Below are 24,337 nucleotides of genomic sequence, written 5' to 3' on the forward strand. Positions count from 1 at the left end.
ACCGAGATTTGCGTCGTTGTATCAAATTCGCGGTTTATTGCCGAGTCATGATGCCAAAGCTAGCGTCACAGCGTAGGTCGCAGGGGCTTAATTGTTCGCTTGGCCTTTGATCGTCCGCTGGGCGACTTCCCAGGCGTCGGCCAAGTGAGTCTGATAGCCGTCCGGGCTGAGCAGCGAATCCACGTCGTTGCTTTCTACTTCAAATAGCCAGCCTTCACCGTAGGTATCGGCATTGATGACCGACGGGTCCGCCAACGCAGCGTCGTTGATCGTCACCAAGACTCCGGCGATCGGCGCATACAGATCGCTTTCCGCCTTCTTGCTTTCGATCGCCCCAATCAATTGGCGCGATTTGATGGGGGTGGCGGGCTCGAGCGTCCACTCTAAAAAGTAGACATCTTGCAACAGTCGCACGGCATAGCCGGTCAAGCCGAAACGCCAACGATCGCCCGTTGTTTGTAACGCCCACATGTGATTGCTGACGTACATGCGGTCGCCAGGAAACTCGGCTGTAAATTCGCCCATCGCGAACGAGAACGAATCACTGCTCACGTGTAGCGTACCCCTTGGTGCTCAGGCTCGAAGAACACGGGCAGCATCGCGTCGGCACGCAGTAAACCATCGCGAGTCAACCGGATTGTGTCGCCATCGATCGTCACCAATCCGTCTTCGACGTAGGTGTTCCATTGGTCTTGCCAGTGCGAGACAATCTCGACACCAAACTTGTCGCGGAAATAGCCGGCCTCTAGATAACCACGTTTGAGCAACAAGATCATTTCACGAACCAGGCGTTGATGATCGGTGGGGACAAATCCACGTCCTAGCGGCAATTCGCCTGCTTCGATGGCACCAAGATACTGCTCTAGTTCAGGCAGGTTTTGGTAGTGCACTCCGCTGGCGTGACCAAAGCTAGCGATTCCGGTCGCCAACAAATCGGCACCCTGCCAAAGGTTGTCGCGGTACGAGAAGTTCACTTTGCTGGGGTCTTTGACCACGGTGTAGGCACTGCTGACGCTGTAGCCTGCCGTGATGAATTCGCTGAATGCGTAATCGACCCAAGCTCGTTTGGTCTCCCAATCGGCCACGGGGCTTTCGACTTTGTTACCGAGAATGTCCTTGCTGTAGACCGTGTTAAACGGCAATTCCATTTGATAGATCGTGACGCTTTCGGGGGACAGTTCGAGCGTTCGTCGCACGTTCTCTTTCCAATTGTCCCACGTTTCGCCGACCATTCCCGAGATCAAGTCAATGTTGACGTTGGGGAACTGAGCCGCGGTGATCCATTCCCAGGCATTAAACACTTGCTTGCTGAGGTGGGCACGTCCGTTCTCTTCAAGGATCTTGTCCGAAAAATTTTCGATCCCCAAGCTAATCCGAGTCACGCCCAGTTCTTCGCGAAGTGTTTTGACTTTCGTTTCGCTCATCGTTCCTGGTTCGCACTCGAAAGTCACCTCTTCGGCACCATCCCAAGTGATGTGTTGGCGAAGTCGATCGGCAAGCTTGGTGAGCTGTTTCGGTGCCAGGAAACTAGGCGTGCCACCGCCAAAGTAAACAAACCGAAACGGGCGGTCGCCCATCACGGGCAGCTTGCTGACCATCGAGATTTCGTTGCAAAGTGCATCGACGTATCGCTGGACTTCGGGCGCTTTGACGTCGGTGAAAACCTTGAAGTAACAAAACTTGCAACGTTTGCGACAAAACGGAATGTGCAAATAGAGCCCCAGCGGCGTGTCCTCTTTCGGGGCATGATGTAACGCCTCGTTCACCGCCGGCAACTCCTCTTTTTTCCACTGGCTGTAAGGTGGGTAGTTCGAGATGAAGTAGCTGCCGACTTCGGTTTTCTTTTTATCGCTTGCGGCCGATGACATGTGGAATGGCTTTGGGCTATAGGAGGGAAAGGATTCAAGCGGGAGGAAGACTTGTTGCAAATCACTTGTGAAGCGACGGGCAAGTCACGTGCTAGACAGCCGAGGGACTATTTAGCGGGTTTGGCAAAGCACCGTACGATACCATTATCATCGGCAACAAACACTTCGCCACCGGCGATTGCAGGTGGTGCGATAAACGAGCCGCGAATTTCATATTTCCAACGTTCGGTACCGTCGGCAAGCGACAAGCGAATCAGCCGCCCATCGGTCGCCGCAATCCAAACATCGTCCGCGGAGATCACGGGCGACGCATCGGCGCGACGGCGAAGAGTATAACGCCACAAACGTTCTCCGGTCTTCATTGAAATCGAATCGACCTGCTTGTTCTGGCTGCTGACGATGACTTGATCGCCTGAGACGGCTGCACTGCCACGGTACTCTTGCGGGCGATCGCCGTCGATGTAACGCCATTTTTCTTTTTGGTTCTTCCAGTCCAATGCCAAAACCGCTCCGTCCATGATCGGCAAAAAGGCATTGTCGCCTAGGATCGCTGGTGTGCTGCCGGTGGGCCCCCCGAGCGGAATGGTGTCGCCGATCGCTTTGCCCGTGTTCAGGTCCACGATGTGCAATTGCCCGTCGCAACCGCCCAGGAACGTGCGATCACCGGCGACCGTGGGACTACAGCGAATTTGGTCGTCGGTTTGGTAAGTCCACACGGGCGAACCGTCTTTCACGGCAAAGCAATAAAGTTTGCCATCTTGACTGGCGACCAGCACATTGTCACCGAAAAATGCCGCCGAACCATCGATCTCACCTTCGGTTTCGGCTTGCCACAGCAGCTTGCCCGTTTTGGCATCGAGGAAATAGAAATTGCCTTCGACATCGCCGATCGCCAGATGCCCGTCGTGAAATGCGGGCGGAGCAGTGAACCCCGTGTCATAATCGTGCGTCCACACTTCTTTGCCATCGGAGCGTGAGATCGCGTAGAGCTTTCCCATCACATCCGCTGCAAACACGAGTTTATCGGCGACCACCAAGGCCGATTCGATCGCCTCGTCCGCCTTGTATTCCCATTTTACGACCAAATCATTGGGGACGATTTGATCGGTCGCCCCGGTGCATTCGGGGTTTCCGCGTGCCAGCGTCCACTCCGAGAGCGACTTGCGAGCCGGCTCGTCCGAGGCCGTTACGGTTGAGGCTGAGCCGAAGGCAGTCAAAATTGAGATCAAAACGACGGCAAATTTGCCACAGTCGGCTTTAGAAAACGAGTTTATCTTCAACATTGCAGCTTATTTTTGAGTCTTTGAGATAGCCGGTAGTCAAAATCGGCTATTCCAGCGATTATACGTGCTTGCTTCACCCTGCGAACGCAGGACCGTTCTTCCTCGATGTTTTTTCTTATTTCATGATTTGTGTAAGCCTCGGTCGTGCCCGCCACAAGCGGATGATTGCTGAACATCAGTTTCTCGTCGAACAAGGAGCCCAACTGGTCGAGCTTCGGCTTGATTTCATCGGGCGTGCGGTCAACTTGAAGCGTTTGATTGATGAACGCCCGGGCCCCGTGGTGATCACCTGTCGTCGCCGCGAGGACGGGGGGCGTTGGATGCGTAGCGAGCAAGAACGGTTAATGGTGCTGCGAAGTGCCATCGCCGCAGGAGTCGAATACGTGGATATCGAGGCCGACATTGCCTCACAAATCCCTCGCTACGGCGATACAAAACGGATCATCAGCTACCACGATTTCGCCGAAACCCCCGACGATCTTGAAAGTCTGGCCGCCGCGATGGCGGATGAGGACGCCGATATCGTCAAAATCGCTTCGATGGCCAACAGCTTCTCGGACAACATCCGTATGTTGAATATGGTCAAAAGTGCCACGCGACCGACAATCGGAATTTGTATGGGCGAAATCGGGATGGTAACCCGAATTCTGGGCGAGCGAGTTGGATCGCCGTTTACCTACGCCACCTACAGCGCCGACAAGAAACTCGCGCCGGGACAGCTCAATTGGAAGGAAATGACCACGCTGTACCGCTACAAAGAGATCAACGAAGAAACGGAATTGTTTGGCGTCGTTGCCGACCCTGTGGCGCACAGCTACAGCCCGCTGATTCACAACACCGCCTTCTACGACCAGGGGCTGAATGCACGGTATTTGCCGTTCCGGGTCCCCGCAGATGATCTGCACATCTTCCTTCAGAATGCACGCAATCTTGGGGTCAGTGGTATCAGTGTCACGATCCCTCACAAGGAGCGAACGCTCGAATATTGCACGCAAGCGGAATCGAGTGCGAACGGAATCGGTGCAGTCAATACCGTGATTTTCCAAGGCAAAGACAACCTCGGCTATAACACCGATTATCGCGCGGCGATGGATTGCATCGAAGAGGTGCTGACGCTGAAAAAAGACGTCGACAAGCCGATGCAAGGGATGTCGGTCTTGATCCTTGGCGCCGGCGGTGTCTCTCGGGCTCTCGCCTGGGGATTGCGTCAACGTGGAGCCGAAATCACGATCGCGTCGCGAACCTTTGAACGTTCCAACCTTTTGGCGTCGGAAGTCGGATGCCGCGTGGTTGAGTGGGAGGATCGCCACTCCCAAAAAGTCAACTTGTTAATCAACGGAACTCCGATCGGAATGCATCCCGATGTGGACAGCACCCCGTACAACGCGTCGGCGATGAATCAATTCATGGTCGTCTTTGACACCGTTTACAATCCCGAAAGCACGTTGCTGATCAAGCATGCCAAGAAGCACGGCTGCCGAATCATCACCGGGATCGATATGTTTGTTCGTCAAGCAGCGTACCAGTACAAATTGTTCACCGGACGCGACGCCCCGATCGCCTTGATGCGAGACACCATCAAACAAGCGACCAACCCAGTTCAATTGAATTAAGCATTTGCGGCATTAGGAGTGAACGTGACGCAGGATTTCTCGCAAAACACCCCAAATCCGTCGGAAACTTCCGACCAGGACACCCGTTCGTTGCTCGCAGGAGTGACGATTCGCAAGGCGATGCCAACGGACGCCGAAGCGATTCACGCACTGCTTCGGCCTTATGTGACGCAGCGATTGTTGTTGGCCCGCACCGAAGCCGAGGTGATCGAGTTGACGCGGCACGGTTTTATGGCGGTGCGAACTGATGACGGCAAAGAAAAATGCCTCGGTTTTGCCGCGGTCGAGATCTACAGCGCCAAACTGGCCGAGTTGCTCAGTCTGGCCGTGCACCACGAGTATCGAAACATCGGTGTTGGCCGAATGTTGGTCGATCACTGTGTCCAGCGCGCTCGTGAACTCGGGGTGATGGAGGTGATGGCGATCAGTTCCTCCGAAGAATTCTTTAAAAATTGTGGCTTCGATTACTCGTTGCCCGACCAGAAGAAAGCATTCTTCTGCCAATTACGACCCCGCCATCCGCACTAAATGCCGACCGACTTTTTGGCGTCGGGCTCGGCAACCGGTTTTGCTGGCGTGGGTTGGCCAATGTTCGCTCCATTGGGAGCAGCATCGGGTTTGGGTAGCGGAAGAGGCAGCGACTCGGGCAACTCCGCCGACTCGGGCGAAATGTCTGCCGCGGTGGGGACGGCTGGTTGCGGCGTCGACTCGCGAGTGTCGTCGCCAGTATCCGCAATGGCAACGCGGTTTTCTAATTGACGACGCGTCTCGGCGAACCCCGGCAGCGACGTCAACCAGCGAAGCTCGGGATTGAACGTCACCCCCTGGTAATTGCGAAGCCGTGATTGCAGCATTTCGTTCGACATTCCCCCAGAATCAAGCGATTGAACAATCTCTGCGGGTGCCAAATAGTCCATCCAAATATCGCTGTCGCCCCCACGCCGTGAGAGGCTGGTTTGCAACTGCATCGCGGCACGACGAAGCGAATCATCGGACGCGGCGCCCGCCGGGCTAGGTCCTTGGGAGGCGGCCGAAACGGGACCATCGCCCAATAAGGGAGCTGGCGTTGCCGAGGCGATGATCGAGTTACCGTATCTGCTGTCCGCACTGCTCACGCCCGGATTGCTTTGAAGTGGAGCGACTGGCAACGGAGCGCCGTACGCTGAGCTGCTACCAATAACGGGACTCGAGCCAAGATAGTTCGGCGCCGTGTAGACAGTTGGGGGATAGCTCGGGACGCTGCCGTAGTAGGGCGAGGCCGGAGGATAGGCGTAATTTGGGTAGACGGGAGCACCATAGCGGCTGGAATAGCGTGGACCGGAATAGACCCCGGTATTTACCGAAGTAAACGGTGCACGAACCCGCGTGCCGCCTCCCCAGGGAGCAGTGTCAACTGCGACAAAGGGAACGCGTATGCGAACGCCACCGCCGAAGCTGCGGCCGATTTGGATCAATTGAGCGGAAGCTTGCTGCTCGGGGCTGATCGCGAACATCAATGCAAAAGCGAAGATCGCAATCGGGCGGACCGAACAAACTCGCATTGCAAAACTTCCGAATTCTGAAAGTTTCATCGCACGTGTCTCTTATTTAAGGGGGTGATTGGCTCATCAAAATGTTGGCCCCCTCCATGGAGGTCTAGGTAATCTAGCGAAAATTTAATTTGCTGCTAGTTGCCATTACATACAGCAGGACAGTTGTCCACCTCTCAATTAAAGCAGGCAGCTCGTCCCTCTGATAGGAAGGTGTGTTGACCTCTGTAGGCAGGTGTCTTGGGGGGCTGGAGGAATGTTAGGAGGGCATTTTTCATTCCAAGCTAAATTTCCTGTGTTTCAAACGCCGAGTAGCTATTGACAGGTTTCTCGCAAAACGGATACTTGCTCGTTCGTAAATGAAATAAGGCCCGACGGAAAAGATCCACAACTACTTTCTATGCCAACCATCAATCAACTCGTCCGCAAGCGACGTAAGCTGAAGAAAAGCCAAAGCAAGTCGCCTGTGCTCGAAAAGTGCCCACAGAAACAGGGCGTTTGCTTGCAGGTCCGTACGATGACCCCTAAGAAGCCTAACTCGGCTCTTCGGAAAATCACTCGTGTGCGTTTGAGCAACGGCAAAGAAGTCACCGTCTATATCCCTGGTGAAGGTCACAACCTTCAAGAACACTCGATCGTCTTGGTACGTGGTGGACGTGTTCGTGACTTGCCAGGTGTTCGCTACCAAGTGGTCCGCGGATCGCGTGACGCATTGGGCGTTGATGGCCGCAAGCAATCTCGAAGCCGTTACGGTGCGAAGAAATAGTTTGTGGATTTGATTCCGCGAACTCACCCACTTCGAGATTTTACCGTTTAGATTCATTCCACGGATTTGCCAGCCGAGCATCGTTCTCGGCCGCGATTCCCCAACGACTTACTGAAACCAAACATGGGACGTATCACAGCCAGCCGCACCTCGCTTAAGCCAGACCCCCAGCACGGATCGATGCTTGCGGGCAAGTTCATCAATTGCTTGATGCTTGATGGTAAAAAGACCACTGCTCAACGAGTTTTCTACGACGCACTCGAAGAAGTTGGGAAGCGTAATACTGACGCCGAGCCAATCGAGATCTTCGAAGGCGCAATCGAAAACATCAAGCCATATATCGAAGTTCGCAGCAAGCGAGTCGGTGGTGCGAGTTACCAAGTGCCGATGCAAGTGAACCGCAGCCGTCAACAAAGTTTGGCGATTCGCTGGTTGCTAGGCGCTGTTCGCGACAAAAAAGGTCGTCCAATGCACCTGAAACTTGCAGACGAACTTTTGGCGGCCTACAAGAAAGAAGGCGTTGCCTACACCAAGCGTGAAAACACGCACCGCATGGCGGACGCGAACAAGGCATTTGCCCACTTCGCTTGGTAGTGCATTCGCACAACGAAATCCATGGACCGCGATCCGGTGTGCCCTACACCGTGTCGCGGTTTTTCATGCGCTAGTGTAGGCTTTGCAAAAGCACAATGAACTGCCCTGACGCATCCGCGAACATAAGTTTCGTGAACACGTCGAGCTCGACTGCTCTCCCCTTTATTCCTAGCAACACCCCACGAGACTGATGGCTCTCGACATATCCAAAATTCGTAACATCGGCATCATTGCTCACATTGATGCGGGCAAAACGACGGTCACCGAACGTATGCTGTACCTCAGTGGTGCCAAGCATCGTGTCGGCCGGGTTGATCATGGAACGACCGACACCGATGACGATCCCGAAGAACAAGAACGCGGGATCACGATCTTCAGTGCCTGTGTGAAATACAACTGGCAGCAGTACTCGATCAACTTGCTCGATACCCCCGGCCACGTCGACTTTACCGCCGAGGTCGAGCGCTGCCTCCGCGTACTTGATGGCGCTGTCACCGTGTTCTCGGCTCGCGAAGGGGTCGAAGCCCAAAGTGAAACCGTTTGGCGTCAAGCGGATAAGTACGGCGTCCCGCGGATTGTCTTTATCAACAAGATGGACCGGGAAGGAGCCAACTTCGAAGCGGTCTACAACGATATTGCTCCTCGGCTGGGCGGGCGTCCAGTCGCCGTTGAGTTGCCGGTCGGACAAGGCCCACCGCATACCAGCGATCCGTTCCGCGGCGTGATCGATCTTGTCGATTTGAAAATGCTGGAATTCGATCCGGAAACCGAAGGCAAGGAAGTCAAAGAGACCGACATTCCCGAAGACCTGCTCGCCGAAGCGATGTTGTGGCGGGAACAAATGCTCGAAGTCGTTTATGAGCTGAACGATGAAGCGATGATGTTGGCGATGGACGAAAAACCGGTGCCACGCGAGATGGTTGTTTCGACGCTCCGCAAAGGTTGCATCGATATGGCGATCCAGCCTGTGTTCTGCGGTTCGGCACTGCACGGTATCGGCGTTCAGCCATTGATGACTGGGGTTGGCAATTATCTGCCCAGCCCGCTGGATCGGCCGCCTGTCGAAGGATTCGACCCTAATAAGCCCGACAAAGTCCTGATTCGAAAACCGGACGTAAAAGAGCCGTTTTGTGGACTGGTATTCAAGATTTTGCCAGCCAAAACGGGCGACAATTATTGGATCCGCGTTTACAGCGGCGAACTGAAACAGAACTCACGCGTGCAATGTCCCAATCGCGACAAGAAGGAAAACATTGCTCAGCTGTGGCAGATTCACGCCAGCAAGAAAGAACGCGATGGGCAAATCGAATCGGTTGGCGCGGGCGATATCTGCTGCGTGATCGGTCCTCGATTTGCCATCACAGGCGACACTGTTTGTGACACCAAAGAAACGATTGAATTGCCAAGCATCAAGTTTGCCGATTCGGTCTTGTCGATGGCGATTGAACCCGAAAACACAGGCGATCGTAAAAAGCTCGAAGAAACGCTCGACATGCTGCGCCGCCAGGACCCCACGTTTCATGCGGTCGAAAACGAAGAACTCGGGCAAACACTGATCAGCGGGATGGGGGAATTGCACCTGGAAGTGATCCAGCACCGATTGACCCGTGACTTTGGGTTGAACGTCAAGTTTTATAAACCACGCGTGAACTATCGCGAGACGATCAGCGGCAATGCCGACGTCGTAGGGCAATGCAATCGCCAAATGGGCGCATCGCACATGTTCGCACGATTAAAGGTCCGAGTTTCGGCACTCGAAGACAGTGCGTCACCGGTGCTGGTATTCGACCGTTTGCCGCCGGAGTGTCCGCTGCAAGGCAACGTCCGCGCAGCCGCGATCGAGGAACTTCGTCAACGTGCCGAGGGTGGCGGTTTGATTGCCGGGTTCCCGCTGTCCGGCGTTAAGATCGAAGCCTACGACGCCGAGGTCCACGAAGAGGGCAGCGACGAAGTGGCGTTCCGCATCGCGGCCGGTGACGCGTTCGATAAGGGACTGCAGGCCGCAGGTCCTGTGCTGCTCGAGCCGGTGATGCGAGTCGAAGTCACTACCCCCGAAGATTACATGGGCGAGATCGTCGGTGACCTGCTGCAGCGGCGCGCCATTATCGCTTCGACCGAAACACGAGGTGCGATGACGGTAATCACAGCACACGCCCCACTGAAAGAGTTATTCGGTTACTCAAGTGCCGTGCGGAGTCTCAGCCAAGGACGAGCAGGCGGCAGTATGGAACCCTACAGCTACCAAGCGGCACCCAAGGAAGACGCCGAGAGTTTTCAGTACTAACAATCGCGACTCGCTACCGAAGACCTACAGCTACGATGACGACACAGACGCTTGCGTTCAACGACGGATGTCTCGATCTGATTGATCAAACTCGACTTCCGACCGAGTTGGTGACGCTGCGATGCGAGAACGTCGACCAAACGTTTGATGCGATCCAGCGATTGGTCGTCCGCGGAGCTCCGGCGATTGGAATTGCGGCTGCTTACGGTGTCTGCTTGGCGCGGCAAACCGACGGGACGCGATCAAGGCAAAGCTACCTTGATGCGATCGATCAGCTAGCCAAGAGCCGTCCCACCGCAGTCAATCTGTTCTGGGCGCTCGACCGCATGAAAGCAATTGTCGATTCGGTGGATGACGACGATGCGTTGTTCGAACAATTGCTACACGAAGCCACGTCGATTCATGACGAAGATCGTCAGATGTGCCGCGATATCGGACGTCACGGTGCCGAACTGCTTGGCGATTGTCATCGCGTGTTGACGCACTGTAACGCGGGGGGATTGGCCACGTCGATGTGGGGAACGGCGCTCGCGCCGATTTACCATTTGCATGAAGCGGGGCACGCCATCGAAGTGTTCGCCGATGAGACGCGGCCGCTATTGCAAGGGGCTCGTTTGACAGCATGGGAATTGGCCCAGGCTGGCGTGCCGGTCACAGTCTTGACCGATTCGATGTCGGGAAGCCTGCTGAAATCAGGCCAAATCGATGCGGTGATTGTCGGGGCCGACCGAATCGCTGCTAACGGGGACGCGGCGAACAAGATCGGGACCTACCCCTTAGCGGTGCTCGCCCGCTACCACAACGTGCCGTTTTACGTCGCGGCGCCGTCGAGCACGTTTGATCCTGCGCTCGCCAATGGCGATCTGATCCCGATTGAACAACGCGGCCGTGATGAAGTCGCAAAGCCTTACGGCGTGATGCTCGTCCCGGACGCAGCCAAGGTGATGAACCCTGCCTTTGACGTGACTCCCGCTGATCTGATCACCGCTATCATTTCTGAGCGGGGAATTGTGAAGGAACCTAGCCGCGAGAAACTCGCGAGTCTTCTTGGATGGTGACATCCAGCGTGCGAAATCGCCCTCAATGACAGTGGTCGGCTGATGCCCGTGAATGGTTTCTACAAATTCTTGGAAAAGAATTTATAGCAGTGACCTCACTTGTCAAAGCGTTAGCTGATACTTCTTTTGTCGAGCCAAGGGTGAGATTTGAACCGTCTCAATTCGAGACTCTTATATCATTTCGGTATCGACAGATGAGATTTAGAGGTCAATACGCAACCATACTGATACGTTTTCAGTCGCTTCGTTAAAGCAAAGAAAAAGCTCGACATACTGCGGTTTTCCGCAATTCATTGAGTTTTATTAAAGTTTAGCAAAGCAGTGGAAACTATCTGATTGAAGGAAGCGATTTTGGCACAAGAAGTGTACATAACAATCACGTTCAAGAAGTTCAATCTACCAATCAGGGAAGAATTCAATGCTAGTTTTAAGTCGCAAAGAAGGTGAGCAACTACTAATCGGTGACAATATCGTTTTGACAATCAACCGAATCTCTTCGAATCGAGTTGCTATCGGAATCGAAGCCCCACGTGAAGTACGCATTGTTCGTGGTGAGTTGGACCGTAAGGAAGTTGCCCCACGAGGCACCGCTCCGATGACCATCATCGTGGAAGATCAGAATGTTTCGGTCGCTAGCAAGCCTGATTGCTAGCGTGCGGCAACGTTGATCATGCGATTCCAAACAAAGTTGCATGACACGTGAAGGCGAGCCGAGACTCACTTTGATTTTCGAGAGTGAGTACGCCGATTTTGATGTGCGTGGTGATAAGTGGTCATCCTGGGATGACAATCAATCACATCAACGGCAATCAAGCGGGGCAGCCAATTCAAGAGCAGTGAACTGGTACTCGATCAGGGATTGGCATTTTATGAGGGATGAACGGGTCGAACAAACGACCCATCATTCCCCTCACTGCTGAGGGCAACAAATTGCCAGCAGCAGAGTATTTGTGCTCGCTATTCAGCGGCCGATCGTGTGTCCACGAGTCATCAAGGCTTGGGACGTTTTACGATCCATGCCGAAACTCGTTGCGAGTTTCGTTACTTGAATGCTGGCTGCGGCTTAGGCAGCGCGTCGCGAAGATGTGAACGAGCGATTGGGAAGCGGTAGAACCGATTCACATTCGTCAATCGATTTCACTTCGTCGATATGCACACGTCGCTTCATCTCGGCTGTCGCAGAGCCACCCGCCATCATGCCGATCGATTCCGGCAGCCGCGAAGGACGACCAATATTTGCGAGCATCCCCCGCAATCCGTCGCGAAACCCGCTACGGTCTTTGCAAGCGGTTTGGCGAATCGCCCACAGACGTTTCCCGCGTTGGAACGAGGCATCATTCCACACGGTGTGCTTTTGATCGGAAACCAAGCTGCACTGTTCTGCGGTCACACATCGCCAACCAGCTTGTGAAAGAGCCAGCCCGCTGGTGTAGGAGAACTCGAGCAGACTGCTTCCGCGATAGCAATGACATACGTTTCGCAGCGACTCACGTCGCCAAAACGATGCTTCGACAAAGACGCCATCGATCTTAACGATCTCTTGGCGACTCAGTTTTGTTTGCGATGCGCCGACGGGTTGGCACAGACGTGACGCGCTGTCGGACCAACCGGCACCGACAATGCGACCCGTTTCCTGATGCCGAACGACCGCAGCGATTGCTGCGACATCATGATGTTCAAATTTTTCGAGAGCGGCATCGACCCAGCCTGCTGTTGCTTGGAAGCCACCACTTAAGACATGTACAAATCGACCGCGGGCTGCCGAAGCGCTTGCGGAGATCAGTTCGAGCATTTCAGCCGAGTCAGCGGACACAAAGCGAACTTCGTCACCCAATTCGAACGGGTCTTCGTAAGTCCCGTCGTGTGCAACAATCACTTCACAGCCGCTGGGCTGATGTTCTAAAACACTGATCAAACTGGTTTCGAAAGACTGGAGGTCTTCCGTCACCGGGACCACAATCGTAAGCCGCGGGATCGGAGAAATTTTTGGCACCGAACCACCTCAAGAAAGAATGCTGGCATGCACGCCGGCTTTCAAGACAATACGACGACCGACTCGCCGTCCTAACTAGTTTTCGGTAGAACCAGCGTCAGAAGATGAGATCTTCGGCTCAACAGACCAAGAAAGTTGCAAAGCAAGCATCTCGAGAGTCTGTATTCATTCGCCAACCGACAAACCCAACCTAATCCCCCAAAGCAAACCCACTTATGCATACGCGACCGCTCCCCCCCGATGACTCGAAGGTTTCCGAGATTGGCTTTGGTGCATGGGCGATCGGGGGGCAGTGGGGACCACAGAGTGATGACGAGTCGCTTCAAGCGCTTCACGCGGCGATCGATCGCGGCGTCAACTTCATCGATACCGCCGAAGGCTACGGTAACGGACATAGCGAAATGCTGATCGCCAAGGCACTCAAGGATCGCAGTGAAGACGTCTTTGTTGCTACCAAAACTCCCCCCAGCCCTGGGCCATGGCCGCCGAGTCCGTATTGTCGCTGGCAAGATCGCTACTCCGCAGCCTATTTGCGGGACAACGTTCAGCAACGCTTGAAGAACCTAAGTGTCGAGCGAATCGACCTGCTGCAACTGCATACTTGGACGCGTGCCTGGAACGACGACCCTCAGCCGCTATTGGTCCTGCGTCAATTGCGAGACGAGGGCAAGATAAATTTGATCGGAGTCAGCACCCCCGAGCACGATCAAGATTGCGTTGTGCAATTAATGCGAAATGGATTAGTTGACGTCGTTCAGGTGATTTTTAATCTGTTCAATCAGGACGCTGCCGCTCAAATCTTGCCTGTCGCTGCCGAAACGGGCACGGGGGTGATCGTCCGAGTTGCCTTGGACGAAGGATCCCTGGCAGGCAAATATGCCGGTGACCATGTTTTCGGCGAAGACGATTTTCGGAGCCAGTATTTTGCCGGAGACCGGATGCAGCGGACTGCCGAACGTGTTTCCGAGATCCGTGCGGACATGGATGCGCTGGGTTTGTCGGACGATTATTCAATGGCCGATGTCGCACTGAAATTTGCGCTGTCGCGACCAGAGGTGAGCACGGTAATTGCTGGCATGCGAACGGTGAAGCAGGTCGAGCAGAACACGCGAACGAGTCAACTGCGAGATTTGCCGGACGAGGCGATCACGCGTTTGCGACGACACAATTGGCGCCGCGGCATCTGGTATGCCGGAAAGTAAGCGACGTGCGAACTTTTAGAGTCGCCTTTCGCTCCGTGAAAGTTTGCGCACCAACGCTACTTTCGGGGCGCGAAAGGCAAAACTTCTTAAACTGTGCCAGCAAATGGCGTTTCGACGCCGTGATCCTGCTGCAACTGAAACAAGCAATCGTCCGCGATCCGCAACCGTCGGCTGACTTCGCGTCCCAGATTCATCATGATCATCGCATATTGCTCGACATTCATGCGATATAGCGAATGCAGCACGGTACGCGGGATTTCGATCGTTTCACAATTGCATTCCGCTTGTGCCGCAGCGGATCGCGGCTGAAAATCAATCAGCGACATTTCACCAAAGCAATCGCCGCTAGCTAAACGCCCCAGCATGATCGCCTCGTGTCTCCACGTCCGCTTGATCAACACCGTCCCGGCTTCGATCACGTACAGCGACTCGCCCGGATCGCCCTCGTGGAAAAAATAGTCGCCCGTTGCCAACACGAGCCGATGAGATTCGCCCAGAATCAATTCCAGCGACTCGTTCTTCAGGCCACCAAACACGGCCATTTGACGAAGCATTTTAGCCTGATGTTCATTCATCGAGTTAGCTCGAGAAAAGAGAGTCGAAACGGACCGGCGGTGCTAAGCAGGAGATGCACTCCGATTGTAGCACTTTCGTCGCAGCGACAAGTAAAATGTTTGCTCCATTGTCTCTCTCGCAATTGCTGGCGAGATTACAATCGAAGTCCTCCCCCCTCGCCTTCCTTGATGTTTTTGCTTGGAATTGTCATGTTCACCCCATTTCGTGCCCTGCTGTTTTTGTCTGTTTGCATTGCGATATCATCCCCGAACCCCAACGTTCGCGGCGACGAAGCATGGCCAGCGTTTCGTGGGCCGAGCGGCGACGGCATCGTGCGATCGGGCGCTAAGTTGCCGCTGCACTGGTCGCCTGAAAAGAACATCGATTGGCGTACCGAATTGCCAGGCAAAGGTTGGTCCAGCCCCGTCTGTGATGACGATCGTATCTATGTGACCACGGCGATCCCTGCCGAATCACCTGAAGGATCAGAGGAAGCGGCGAAAGAGTTTTCGTTGTCACTGTTGGTCATCGACGCAGCGAGTGGCAAGTTGCTAAAGACGATTCCCGTCATGCAGCAGACCGAAGATCGATCACCCAAGATCCATTCCAAGAACAGTCACGCCAGCCCCACGCCGATCGTCGATGGCGATCGCATCTTTGTCCACTTCGGTTACCAAGGCACCGCGTGCGTCAGCAAAGAGGGCGAGATTCTGTGGACTAATCGTGATCTGTACTTCAGCCCTCAGCATGGCAATGGCGGAACACCGATCTTGGTCGATAACCTTCTCATTTTTACTTGCGATGGTGACAAAGAACCCAAAATCGTCGCTCTGCATGCCGACACCGGTGAGCTCGCTTGGCAAACGTTGCGAATGATCTTTTCAATTCGCACGTTCTCGTTTGCGACACCGACATTGATCGAAGTCGATGGTCAAAAACAAGTGGTTGCGCCCGGAAGCGATTGCGTCTTTGGTTTGGATCCGAAAACGGGTAAAACGATTTGGGACGTTCGCTACGATGGTTATTCCGTGATCCCCAAACCGATCTTTCATCGCGGACTCGTGTTTGTTTCCACCAGCTACGACAGCAGCAAACTGCTGGCGATCCGCCCGACCGGCTCAGGCGTGGTGACTGATACGCATATCCAGTGGCGATCTAACAAGAGTGTCTCCAAGACGCCGTCGATGGTTGCCGCCGATGGTTTGATCTATTGGGTCAGCGACGATGGGATCGCGATGTGTGCCGAAGCGGAGACGGGCGAGATTGTCTATCGCAAACGGATCGGTGGCAACTTTTCCGCGTCCTTGTTGATGTCCGGCGACCGGATCTATTTCACCAGTGAAGAGGGTGTCACCACGGTCGTCCGCGCCGGTCGCGAATTTGAGGTTCTGGCCACCAATCCGATCGAAGAACGAACCCTTGCATCGCTGGGCGTTTTTAAAGATTCCATTTTACTTCGCACCGCAGACGCTCTTTACCGAATCTCGCAGTAGAAAGCGGTTAGAATCAAGGCTTCTACTAAGCAGTTAGGCAGGAGTCGTTCGGTTTATTAGCCGCTTTGGCGCTAGCCACGGTTCTAGCGTTCAATCGGGGCTATCGCCCAAGCGGCTAATAGGATTTCACCCAATCAATTCTGCCCACCTGCTTACTCCCCCCTTCTCGAAACCTGAGTCGCCTCGAAGGACGCCCCATGATTTTCGCACTCCGAAGTCGTGCCCACTGCATTCTGCTGTTTTTATCCGTGTCCATATTCGGTTTGGCATCACCGCCGGTCGCGGCCCAAGTGCTTCGCTACCAACCCAAGCCGGATTCGCAATTCGCCTATCGATTTGAGATTAGCGCCGATAGCGGAAGCGAAACGACGCATTACAAAGGGATCACAAAGTACGAGGTCAAAAGTGTAGACGCGAATCTGATCCAGCTGACGTATCGGGGCGGATTATCAGAATCGAAAACGTACAAGGCGGATAATCGTGGGATGCGAGGTCCGTTTGGTTTTGGTTCATTCCCACCGTCGATGCCCAGTCCGTTTTCACGCCCCGCCTTCGCTGGCAAAACGCAAACCACCAACCAAATCACGATGTCGACGCGCGGCGAAGTGATCAAATTGGTAGGCGATTCCCAACTACCTTTCCTGCTCGGCAATGTCTCGCTGATTCCGTTTGAGCCGTTGCCCGAGACGGACGAAAAGAAATGGCAGATCGACTCGGGGATCGCGGTCACGCAAAAGGACCGCCAAGACCGGTTCGGTCCCGGAGGCTTTGGGCCAGGCGGTTTCGATCCCTTTGGCCGTAAAAATAACAATGATGACACCGTACGTGCCGCGATTGAAAGGACAAGCTTCCAGCTACTGCGGCATCAAAAAGATTTGGTCCTATTCAAAAAAGACTACGAACTGAAGATGCCGGAAACCGAGGATGGTGTCGCTTACGAAATGTCAGGCTCGGGAACTTGGACATTCGACAAGTCCGAGAATATGCCTGCGGGGATCGAGTTTAGTTACAAGCTGATTGTCAAAAGTAAAAACTCGACCACAACGCTTCCGATCACGATGAAATACGAGCGGTTATCGCAGCAGGAAATTGATGCGATCGAAGCCGATGCAAAAAAACGGGCTGAGGAAAAAGCGATGGCCGCCGCCCAAGCCAAGGCCGAAGCCGAAGCTCCACTGACCAACGCACAAAGAGCGGATGCACTCGCGTCGCTTGCGTCCAACGACGCGGCGCGACAAATTCAAACGCTCGGTGAGCTAGCCAAGAAGAATTTGAAAGATCCCGATCACGACATCGCAGCCGCGATGAAACCACTGATCGAGAGTGACAACGACAAAATTCGCAAAGCGGCTCATTCCGCATTGTTACGTTGGGATGCCGACTACAAACGGATCGCAAGCCTGAAGTCGGCATACGACCGAGGCGGCGTTGTTGACAATTCCAAACGCGAAGTCAATCTGCTGACGACGCTGTACGTCGGCCAAATCGTGCAAGTCAACGAGCACGGCCCGTTCTGGAAACCCGCAACCATCGAAGAAATACTGACCGATGGTCAAGTCCGCGTCAAATTTCGCGGCGGAGGCAGTCGCATGACCACGGTTTCCCGCAGCAAAATCCAACTGGCCCCCGAGGATCTGCCGCAACCCAACAAACCTGCCACCGCAGCGCAGCCCAATTCAACACCACGCACGTGGTCCGATGCAAGCGGTCGATTCAAGGTCGACGCGGTATTGCTTCGCGTCGAAGGGGCAAGCGTTGTCCTGAAACGGGCGGACAACCGCGAAGTTACCGTTCCAATTGTGAATCTAAGCGACGCGGACAAGGATTTCTTACGTGAACTGCAGCAACAACGTGCCAAGGTCAAAAATCCGTTCGAGCCATAAGGTTCGCGGGAATGAATTTTGTGAATTCGAGCTCTGTTCGCTTCGCTGACATGGAAAGCCGCACGTTCTGTTTACCGGCTAGTTCGGTTATAAATGGTAAAAGAAAGCCAAACTGCCGAAATCGAATCTTTCAGGACGATGACCATGAAACGCGTTTTATTACTGACGCTGATTCCGCTGCTGCTGGTCGGCGGCTGTGGACGCAAAAATCCGGTCGAGGAAATCTCCGCAGCAAAGTCAAACGTCAAGATCGTTGATGTCGCCACCGATGACACGTTGCTTCCATGGCCTGCGTGGCGTGGTCCGCAGCGTGATGGCATCGTTCCCGATCAACCGTTATTGACGCAGTGGAGCGACGAGAAAAATGTTGTCTGGCGAACCGAGGTCCCGGGGCGCGGCCACAGTTCGCCTATCGTCGTGGCGGATTCGATTTATTTAGCCACCGCAATCCAAGACCAACAAAAACAACAGGTGCTTGCCTTTGATCGTGCGACGGGCAATCCCAAATGGACCACCGACGTGCATACCGGCGGCTTTCCTTCGGAACGAGCGGTGCACCACAAAGCGACGCACGCCAACGGCACTTTGGCGTGCGACGGCGTCCGGCTCTATACCGCGTTTTTAAATTCCGATGCCATCGTTGCCTCGGCACTCGATTTGGATGGCAACGTCATTTGGCAACGTGAAATCGGCAAATTTGTTTCCAAGTTTGGCTACGCTCCTTCGCCGGTTCTCTACAAGTCGCTGGTGATTTTTGCCGCTGACAATATGGGTGGCGGGTATTTGGCGGCGGTCGATGGCGAAAGTGGCGAGATCGCCTGGCGAGTGGCTCGCGGAAATATCAGCAGTTACTCGAGTCCCACGGTCGCAAACGTGGGCGGACGCGACCAATTGTTAATCAGTGGCTGTGACGCGGTGGCAAGCTTTGATCCTGCCAGCGGTAAAAAACTGTGGAGCACTCCCTGTACCGCCGAAGCGACTTGCGGCACCGTGATCACGTCGAAGAATCGAATCTTTGCCAGTGGTGGCTACCCTGATAAAGAAACGGTGTGTCTTTCCGATGGCGGAGAAAAAATCTGGTCCGTTCGTACCAAAGTCTACGAACCCTCGCTGGTGTTGAACGACGGTCATCTGTTCGCCGTCAGCGATGATGGCGTGGCCTATTGCTGGAACGCCGATACCGGTGACGTGGCTTGGAGAGAGCGTTTGGGCGGCAAGTTCAGTGCATCACCAATCGTTTGCAACGACGTGGTGTACGTTTCCAATTTAAGCGGTGAAACGTTTGTCTTCAAAAATGAAAACAACTCTTTCAAGTTGATTTCCACCAATAAGCTGGGCGACGATGCGTACGCGAGTCCCGCGGTGGCCGATAGCCAGATGTTCTTGCGAGTGGGAGTCGATAAAGGCACCAAACGCCATGAACAATTGGTATGTCTCGAATCCGAGACTCCCTAGCCTATCCCACATCTATTGGATCTCTAACGCTTTCATTTTTTGCTGCAGGCTTTGGCGGTGAATGCCAAGCCGCCGCGCTGCCGCACTAACGTTATGCGACTCGGTTTCCAGCGCACGCACAATCGCCAGTCGCTCAAAATCTTCGACCAACTGCGTCCTCGCTTCAGTCAGCGGTAGATCGAGGTACCGCTCAAACGGAACCTCGTCACTCGCGTTGCGATCGAGGCTCAAACCGAGGTCGCATCGCGTCACCCGATGCTCTTCGCACAACGCCGCCGACGCATGCACCAATTGCTGCAGCTCACGTACATTCCCGGGCCACACATGTTGCAGCAATGCCGAGATCGCTTCGTCAGATATTGTCACGTCGGGCGGCAGAAACCGGTTCGCTAATAGCAGTATGTCTTCATGGCGTGAACGAAGCGGGGGGATAAATAGTTCGATTCCCTTCAGCCGAAAATACAAATCCTGGCGAAACACTTTGTCTTCGATCGCCGCTTCGAGATTTTGATGAGTCGCACTGATCACACGAACATCGACCTTGACCCCTTGCTCGGTGCCGACCGGTTGTACGATCCCTTCCTGCAATACTCGCAACAGACGCGTTTGCACTGCGGCAGGCATATCGCCAATTTCGTCCAAAAACAATGTGCCTCCGTCCGCTTGCCGGAACACGCCATCGCGATTGTGATCGGCGCCAGTGAACGCCCCTTTGACGTGTCCAAATAGTTCGCTCTCGGCCAGCGATGCCGCAATCGCGGCGGTGTTCACGGCAATGAATGGCTTGCTCGCTCGATTACTTCGTGCATGCAACTCGCGGGCGACCAGCTCTTTTCCCGTACCACTTTCGCCTCGAATCAAAACAGGCAGCGAGGTCTTCGCCGCCTTGTCGATTTGCGAAAACAGGGTTCGCATCGGTCGGCTCGTACCTAGCAATTGACCGAACTGAACCGATTCACTGCCGTTTTCAAGATCCTGTACTTTCTGCTGCAATACAACCCGTTGCTGCGAACGTGTGGCCATCGAGCGAACATGCTGAACATCGTATGGTTTGGTGACAAAGTCGGTCGCGCCGAGGTGAACACACTGTACCGCCAAACTGACTTCGTTGTTTGCCGTTACGACAATGATCTCGGGCGTCACCGTGGCGGCATCTTGCTGCAGCGACTGTAAAACGAACATGCCGTCATGCGTTGGCATATTCAAGTCCAAGAAAACCAGGTCGGGTGCATCCGTGCGAATGATCGACAGTGCTGCTTCGCCGTTATCGGCCTCGAGCAACTGTCGCCCTTCGGATCTGAGCGCCTTGGTCAGCGCATAGCGAGCCGCCGGTTCGTCATCCACGACCAAAATCTTCATGTCAAATCTGCCTGTGGAATCGCGAGTGGTTTTTCGTCGGTTGCTAGTGGTAACTGCACTTTGAATACAGAGCCCGTAGAATCGCTGGTGTGCGATATTTTTCCTGATAATTCTCTCACTCGCTGGCCAACCAGGTAAAGCCCAAGCCCGGTGCCATCGGTTTTTCCGGTCACAAACGGTTCAAACAAATGCTCTTGAACTTCGCGGTCAATTCCAGGCCCATTGTCCGCGACCACGATTGATGCAAAGGGGGCTGGTGACGGATCGGATGCGGTGGCAGTCGAGTTGGGGGAAGTTGGGTCGATCGAAGTTGCATTGATCCCGGGCGAACCGAGCGAAGTTGTAATCGTCACCTCGCCATTGGACATCCCCCGCACCGCTTCGATCGCGTTTTTAATCAAATTGAACATGATTTCACTAAACCCGGCATCGGTGGATTCGATTCGAGCCGGCCCCAATTGCAAATCAGTCGTCAACGTCACTCCATGTTGCCGGGCGAGATGTCCGAGGATTGAAAGCAACCGCTGAATCACCACATCGGGTTTTACCCCAACGTGTTGAGAATCGCTCGGCTTTGAGAAATCGAGTAATCGCTGAGTCGTCGCTGTCAGTCGATCAATTTCCGAAACAATCAAATCAATGTCGCGATGCACTCCGCTTTCCGCATCGAGATCTTCTTTCATCAAGGTCGCGATGGTACGAATCGAGGAGAGTGGATTTCTTAGTTCGTGCGCCAGCGAACCTGCCATCAATCCCAGGGTCGACAATTTCTCTTGTTGCACCGCACGGCGTTCGGCGGATTGGCGAGCTTGTTCCAAAATTCGGTTTTGAATCGTTGCGGCAAATTGGTCCACTAATAGCGAAATCGTACTGAGTTGTTCGTTCGACAAGAGTTCGCCGGTACGAAGCGATCCGAGCATCAAATAGCCGTCCACGTCGCGATAGTGAACTCGGAATACAGCCGTCAAGTCAGCTTCACGCATCCAATCGCATACGTCGGATTCATGAGGCCCCGAGCACTCGATCCAGCGATCGGGGCAATCGTCGAGCTTGCCGCACAACGACAGCACCTCATTTGCAGCCAGTCGTTCGCGAATGATGTCACGTGTTTGCTCGTTCGCCACTTTAACAATCGAGCTCGCTTCGTGTATCTCGCTTGATTCACTGTGATCCGTCGACGGCTTTATCTCGATAAAGCACAATTTTGCGAACCGCAAATTGAACGTCTGCAAGATTCGCTCGGTAAACCACTCCGATAACGACTCGATCTCGTCGTCGGCACGACGCGACAACTCGACTGATAATTGACGGGCCGCATCGCGGACTTTGACCACGTCCAAACCTACAAAGTACCGCAGCCCTTCGCGAAAACGACTTCGCAGCGGTTGGTACGCCAATACCAGGGCGACCACGACCAGCGTTTCGAGTACCACAAAGTCGAAGTGGAACTCTTTGCTGAACGAGCTCATCATCGGTGAGATCGTCAATCGATGCAGGTAAAAAATCGATAGCAGAATCGCGCCGTAAACAAGCGTCCGCTCAAACACCATCGGCAACAATCGTCGGCGCACTAGGTACCATGCGAAAACCAACGTGGGGGCCAGCGGCGACAGATTGGTCAGCAAGCGGAAGGGAGGCTCAAAACGTGTCTTCTGAGCGACCAGAATGTAAACGCCGACCAACCCGGTGACGGTGATCAAACCGACCGAGAATTTGACCAAAAACGAGCTGGCACCCCGAGCCACTTGTTCGAGCCGGCTGCGATTTTTGATGAACAACCAAGCTGCGGTCAGATTTGCCGCCGACAACCACACCAGAAACGGCAGATGAAACGGACGCGTTGATTCGATGAAATCACGCGTGCCGCTTTGCACAATCCCGATCGCGATAGGAATGATCAAAAGCACCGGCGTGTAGACGAAGATGTAGCGAAGGTCGCGACGCGGCCGAGATTCGCCGCCGGTATGATGGATCCGCAACCCCGCGTGCAAAATACTGCAATTCAATAGCAACATTCCCGTTACCATCGTGGTCATGCACATCGCGTCGACCGCCATCGCGGTCGCACCGATCGTGTCTCGCAGCAACGTATGCAGAAACGCGCCGACGTGCCACAACGTCGCTCCGGCCAATGCCCATTTCAGCCAAATCGCCGTCAACGGCCGATTGATCCGCTCCAATACGATCAACAGCAATACGGTGTCCACGACAGCCGCAAAGCCGATACAGAAGAGTTCGATCTGAGGCAACATGGGCGAAAACGAACCGAAGAACAAACGAAAAAAGAGTGACGAGTGATGCTTGGCTCAATCATACCTCGAATTCGGCAGGGTCGCGGCCGCCCGACTCACTTTCAAAGCACCACCAACTCATCCTCCGCAACTCCTTCGCACTGATCCAAGAACCACAGTTCGGCGTGCTTGTCGAAGTCATGGCCGTTTCGAGTGATCCGCAACTCTGCATCCCCATCGGGATGACTCAAAACGTACGTCACCTCATCGGCAGCGTCGCCCAATTGTCGCTGCGTCACCTTGAATAGCTCTCCTTTTAACACCACGCGATCGCCCACTTTCAGCGATAGCAATCGGCCCGCGGTGGGAGAAACGCGGATCCGATCCACGCGATACCATCCCACCACGACCTCCCATAACGCGATGCAGAGTTTTCGTGCCGCGTTCATTATGGTTTCTCGGACGAGACTTGATTCTTCAACGCTTCCAATTCGGCCGCGACTCGTTCTTCGCGTTCTGCTCGCTCGAATTGTCGCTCCAACTCGTCGGCATCAGGATCCTTTCCATCCATTCGCTCCCACGCTTGACTCATCGCTTCCTCGCGGTCAACTTTCTCTTCGAAACGATTGAACTGAGCGAACGCCGATTGGCGATGCGATCGATCGAGTGTCGCGTTGATCTTTTGAGCCGACGAGGCCCTCGCCATTCGTGCCGCCAACAATGTCTTCTTCTGTTTGGCTTGGCGGATTTTGTCTTCCAAGTCGCGGACACTCTCTTGCAACTTCTCCACTTCGGTTCGTTGCCGTTCATGATCGCCGCTGTAGCGATCCGCTCGATCAGCGGCGGCCATCTTCTGAGCGAGGGCCGATTTGGCAGCCGACTCGTCTCCCCGCTTCATCGCGGTGCTCGCACGCAGCATCCATACCTCGACATCGGCACGCTCTCGCTCGGCACGTCGTCGCATTTGAATCTCATCGGCCACCGCCTCTGCCACACTCGATCGAATGCGGTCGAGTTCCTCTTCCATGTCGATCACCAATTGATGCAGCATCCGCTCGGGATCTTCGATCTTTTCTTTCAGGGACGTGACGCTCGAACGCATGACCAAACTAAATTGACTTAACCAATTCATGGTAATTTCCATTTTTAAGGAGTTGAAGAAACAAAACAA

The 24,337-nt window shown here is 54.3% G+C and carries 21 protein-coding genes; 11 read left to right on the forward strand and 10 right to left on the reverse strand.

The annotated features are described in order from the left end of the window. Window positions 1-87: 87 nt before the first annotated feature. The 3 genes from SH528x_RS07445 to SH528x_RS07455 all read right to left on the reverse strand — a co-directional run bounded on the left by SH528x_RS07445 (window position 88) and on the right by SH528x_RS07455 (window position 3,151). On the reverse strand, window positions 88-525 hold the full coding sequence (locus tag SH528x_RS07445) for a glycine cleavage system protein H (protein WP_442512096.1): 438 nt from the start codon (window positions 523-525) through the stop codon (window positions 88-90). 23 nt (window positions 526-548) lie between these two features. Continuing rightward, window positions 549-1,868, reverse strand: a complete 1,320-nt coding sequence (locus SH528x_RS07450; protein WP_442509889.1) for a coproporphyrinogen-III oxidase family protein — start codon at window positions 1,866-1,868, stop codon at window positions 549-551. 107 nt (window positions 1,869-1,975) lie between these two features. Beyond that, window positions 1,976-3,151 (reverse strand): outer membrane protein assembly factor BamB family protein, encoded by a 1,176-nt coding sequence (locus tag SH528x_RS07455; protein WP_442509890.1) that lies wholly within the window; start codon window positions 3,149-3,151, stop codon window positions 1,976-1,978. A gap of 122 nt (window positions 3,152-3,273) precedes the next feature. Between SH528x_RS07455 and aroE the strand changes: the two genes are divergently transcribed. Both aroE and SH528x_RS07465 read left to right on the forward strand, forming a co-directional pair. After that, window positions 3,274-4,764 carry a shikimate dehydrogenase gene (gene aroE / locus SH528x_RS07460; protein ID WP_442509891.1) on the forward strand — a complete coding sequence of 497 codons (1,491 nt, stop codon included), beginning with the start codon at window positions 3,274-3,276 and terminating at the stop codon, window positions 4,762-4,764. Between the two features lie 18 nt (window positions 4,765-4,782). Then, complete coding sequence (locus SH528x_RS07465; protein WP_442509892.1) at window positions 4,783-5,292, forward strand: GNAT family N-acetyltransferase; 510 nt, start codon at window positions 4,783-4,785, stop codon at window positions 5,290-5,292. On the opposite strand, the gene SH528x_RS07470 is transcribed toward SH528x_RS07465, so the two are convergent. Beyond that, entirely contained in the window at window positions 5,289-6,335 is a 1,047-nt protein-coding gene (locus tag SH528x_RS07470; protein ID WP_442509893.1) for a hypothetical protein, read from the reverse strand. The two genes, SH528x_RS07465 and SH528x_RS07470, sit on opposite strands and share 4 nt — an antisense overlap. A 358-nt stretch (window positions 6,336-6,693) precedes the next feature. Here SH528x_RS07470 and rpsL point away from each other — a divergent pair, with 358 nt between their 5' ends. The 5 genes from rpsL to SH528x_RS07495 all read left to right on the forward strand — a co-directional run bounded on the left by rpsL (window position 6,694) and on the right by SH528x_RS07495 (window position 11,647). Further along, window positions 6,694-7,059 carry a 30S ribosomal protein S12 gene (rpsL, locus tag SH528x_RS07475; RefSeq protein WP_008708955.1) on the forward strand — a complete coding sequence of 122 codons (366 nt, stop codon included), beginning with the start codon at window positions 6,694-6,696 and terminating at the stop codon, window positions 7,057-7,059. Between the two features lie 123 nt (window positions 7,060-7,182). Further along, complete coding sequence (rpsG, locus tag SH528x_RS07480) at window positions 7,183-7,653, forward strand: 30S ribosomal protein S7 (protein WP_442509894.1); 471 nt, start codon at window positions 7,183-7,185, stop codon at window positions 7,651-7,653. Window positions 7,654-7,843: 190 nt separating this feature from the next. After that, window positions 7,844-9,937, forward strand: coding sequence for an elongation factor G (gene fusA, locus SH528x_RS07485; RefSeq protein WP_442509895.1), 2,094 nt, complete (start codon window positions 7,844-7,846; stop codon window positions 9,935-9,937). Between the two features lie 35 nt (window positions 9,938-9,972). Continuing rightward, window positions 9,973-10,995: an S-methyl-5-thioribose-1-phosphate isomerase gene (gene mtnA, locus SH528x_RS07490; protein ID WP_442509896.1), complete on the forward strand. Its 1,023-nt coding sequence runs from the start codon at window positions 9,973-9,975 to the stop codon at window positions 10,993-10,995. Between the two features lie 418 nt (window positions 10,996-11,413). After that, window positions 11,414-11,647 (forward strand): carbon storage regulator, encoded by a 234-nt coding sequence (locus SH528x_RS07495; protein ID WP_442509897.1) that lies wholly within the window; start codon window positions 11,414-11,416, stop codon window positions 11,645-11,647. 411 nt (window positions 11,648-12,058) lie between these two features. Here SH528x_RS07495 and SH528x_RS07500 read toward each other — a convergent pair whose 3' ends face one another. Then, entirely contained in the window at window positions 12,059-12,988 is a 930-nt protein-coding gene (locus SH528x_RS07500) for a glycosyltransferase family 2 protein (protein WP_442509898.1), read from the reverse strand. Between the two features lie 215 nt (window positions 12,989-13,203). Between SH528x_RS07500 and SH528x_RS07505 the strand changes: the two genes are divergently transcribed. Then, entirely contained in the window at window positions 13,204-14,190 is a 987-nt protein-coding gene (locus tag SH528x_RS07505; RefSeq protein WP_442509899.1) for an aldo/keto reductase, read from the forward strand. Window positions 14,191-14,276: 86 nt separating this feature from the next. On the opposite strand, the gene SH528x_RS07510 is transcribed toward SH528x_RS07505, so the two are convergent. Beyond that, window positions 14,277-14,765 carry a Crp/Fnr family transcriptional regulator gene (locus tag SH528x_RS07510; protein ID WP_442509900.1) on the reverse strand — a complete coding sequence of 163 codons (489 nt, stop codon included), beginning with the start codon at window positions 14,763-14,765 and terminating at the stop codon, window positions 14,277-14,279. A gap of 189 nt (window positions 14,766-14,954) precedes the next feature. On the opposite strand from SH528x_RS07510, the gene SH528x_RS07515 reads away from it, so the two are divergent. The 3 genes from SH528x_RS07515 to SH528x_RS07525 all read left to right on the forward strand — a co-directional run bounded on the left by SH528x_RS07515 (window position 14,955) and on the right by SH528x_RS07525 (window position 19,576). Then, entirely contained in the window at window positions 14,955-16,238 is a 1,284-nt protein-coding gene (locus tag SH528x_RS07515; RefSeq protein WP_442509901.1) for an outer membrane protein assembly factor BamB family protein, read from the forward strand. Between the two features lie 197 nt (window positions 16,239-16,435). Next, window positions 16,436-18,121, forward strand: coding sequence for an SHD1 domain-containing protein (locus tag SH528x_RS07520; protein ID WP_442509902.1), 1,686 nt, complete (start codon window positions 16,436-16,438; stop codon window positions 18,119-18,121). 144 nt (window positions 18,122-18,265) lie between these two features. Continuing rightward, complete coding sequence (locus SH528x_RS07525; protein ID WP_442509903.1) at window positions 18,266-19,576, forward strand: outer membrane protein assembly factor BamB family protein; 1,311 nt, start codon at window positions 18,266-18,268, stop codon at window positions 19,574-19,576. Between the two features lie 12 nt (window positions 19,577-19,588). Here the strand turns inward: SH528x_RS07525 and SH528x_RS07530 are convergent, their stop codons facing one another. The 4 genes from SH528x_RS07530 to SH528x_RS07545 all read right to left on the reverse strand — a co-directional run bounded on the left by SH528x_RS07530 (window position 19,589) and on the right by SH528x_RS07545 (window position 24,298). Beyond that, window positions 19,589-20,935 carry a sigma-54-dependent transcriptional regulator gene (locus tag SH528x_RS07530; protein ID WP_442509904.1) on the reverse strand — a complete coding sequence of 449 codons (1,347 nt, stop codon included), beginning with the start codon at window positions 20,933-20,935 and terminating at the stop codon, window positions 19,589-19,591. Further along, window positions 20,932-23,187, reverse strand: coding sequence for a sensor histidine kinase (locus SH528x_RS07535; RefSeq protein WP_442509905.1), 2,256 nt, complete (start codon window positions 23,185-23,187; stop codon window positions 20,932-20,934). The genes SH528x_RS07530 and SH528x_RS07535 overlap by 4 nt, the downstream gene beginning before the upstream one ends. Before the next feature lie 101 nt (window positions 23,188-23,288). Next, complete coding sequence (locus SH528x_RS07540; protein ID WP_442509906.1) at window positions 23,289-23,615, reverse strand: hypothetical protein; 327 nt, start codon at window positions 23,613-23,615, stop codon at window positions 23,289-23,291. Next, entirely contained in the window at window positions 23,615-24,298 is a 684-nt protein-coding gene (locus tag SH528x_RS07545; protein ID WP_442509907.1) for a PspA/IM30 family protein, read from the reverse strand. The genes SH528x_RS07540 and SH528x_RS07545 overlap by 1 nt, the downstream gene beginning before the upstream one ends. Window positions 24,299-24,337 lie beyond the last annotated feature (39 nt).

This window comes from Novipirellula methanifontis (genome assembly GCF_052161655.1).
In the GTDB taxonomy this organism is placed as follows: Bacteria; Planctomycetota; Planctomycetia; order Pirellulales; family Pirellulaceae; genus Novipirellula.

Excerpts from the sequence above, each read along its gene's own strand:
- SH528x_RS07540 (WP_442509906.1), bottom strand. The coding sequence starts at position 23,615 with ATGAACGCGGCACGAAAACTCTGCATCGCGTTATGGGAGGTCGTGGTG.
- SH528x_RS07515 (WP_442509901.1), top strand. The coding sequence starts at position 14,955 with ATGTTCACCCCATTTCGTGCCCTGCTGTTTTTGTCTGTTTGCATTGCG.
- SH528x_RS07445 (WP_442512096.1), bottom strand. The coding sequence starts at position 525 with ATGGGCGAATTTACAGCCGAGTTTCCTGGCGACCGCATGTACGTCAGC.
- SH528x_RS07495 (WP_442509897.1), top strand. The coding sequence starts at position 11,414 with ATGCTAGTTTTAAGTCGCAAAGAAGGTGAGCAACTACTAATCGGTGAC.
- SH528x_RS07510 (WP_442509900.1), bottom strand. The coding sequence starts at position 14,765 with ATGAATGAACATCAGGCTAAAATGCTTCGTCAAATGGCCGTGTTTGGT.
- SH528x_RS07470 (WP_442509893.1), bottom strand. The coding sequence starts at position 6,335 with ATGAAACTTTCAGAATTCGGAAGTTTTGCAATGCGAGTTTGTTCGGTC.
- SH528x_RS07505 (WP_442509899.1), top strand. The coding sequence starts at position 13,204 with ATGCATACGCGACCGCTCCCCCCCGATGACTCGAAGGTTTCCGAGATT.
- fusA (WP_442509895.1), top strand. The coding sequence starts at position 7,844 with ATGGCTCTCGACATATCCAAAATTCGTAACATCGGCATCATTGCTCAC.
- SH528x_RS07520 (WP_442509902.1), top strand. The coding sequence starts at position 16,436 with ATGATTTTCGCACTCCGAAGTCGTGCCCACTGCATTCTGCTGTTTTTA.
- SH528x_RS07535 (WP_442509905.1), bottom strand. The coding sequence starts at position 23,187 with ATGTTGCCTCAGATCGAACTCTTCTGTATCGGCTTTGCGGCTGTCGTG.
- aroE (WP_442509891.1), top strand. The coding sequence starts at position 3,274 with ATGATTTGTGTAAGCCTCGGTCGTGCCCGCCACAAGCGGATGATTGCT.
- rpsG (WP_442509894.1), top strand. The coding sequence starts at position 7,183 with ATGGGACGTATCACAGCCAGCCGCACCTCGCTTAAGCCAGACCCCCAG.
- SH528x_RS07545 (WP_442509907.1), bottom strand. The coding sequence starts at position 24,298 with ATGAATTGGTTAAGTCAATTTAGTTTGGTCATGCGTTCGAGCGTCACG.
- rpsL (WP_008708955.1), top strand. The coding sequence starts at position 6,694 with ATGCCAACCATCAATCAACTCGTCCGCAAGCGACGTAAGCTGAAGAAA.
- SH528x_RS07525 (WP_442509903.1), top strand. The coding sequence starts at position 18,266 with ATGAAACGCGTTTTATTACTGACGCTGATTCCGCTGCTGCTGGTCGGC.
- SH528x_RS07450 (WP_442509889.1), bottom strand. The coding sequence starts at position 1,868 with ATGTCATCGGCCGCAAGCGATAAAAAGAAAACCGAAGTCGGCAGCTAC.
- mtnA (WP_442509896.1), top strand. The coding sequence starts at position 9,973 with ATGACGACACAGACGCTTGCGTTCAACGACGGATGTCTCGATCTGATT.
- SH528x_RS07455 (WP_442509890.1), bottom strand. The coding sequence starts at position 3,151 with ATGTTGAAGATAAACTCGTTTTCTAAAGCCGACTGTGGCAAATTTGCC.
- SH528x_RS07530 (WP_442509904.1), bottom strand. The coding sequence starts at position 20,935 with ATGAAGATTTTGGTCGTGGATGACGAACCGGCGGCTCGCTATGCGCTG.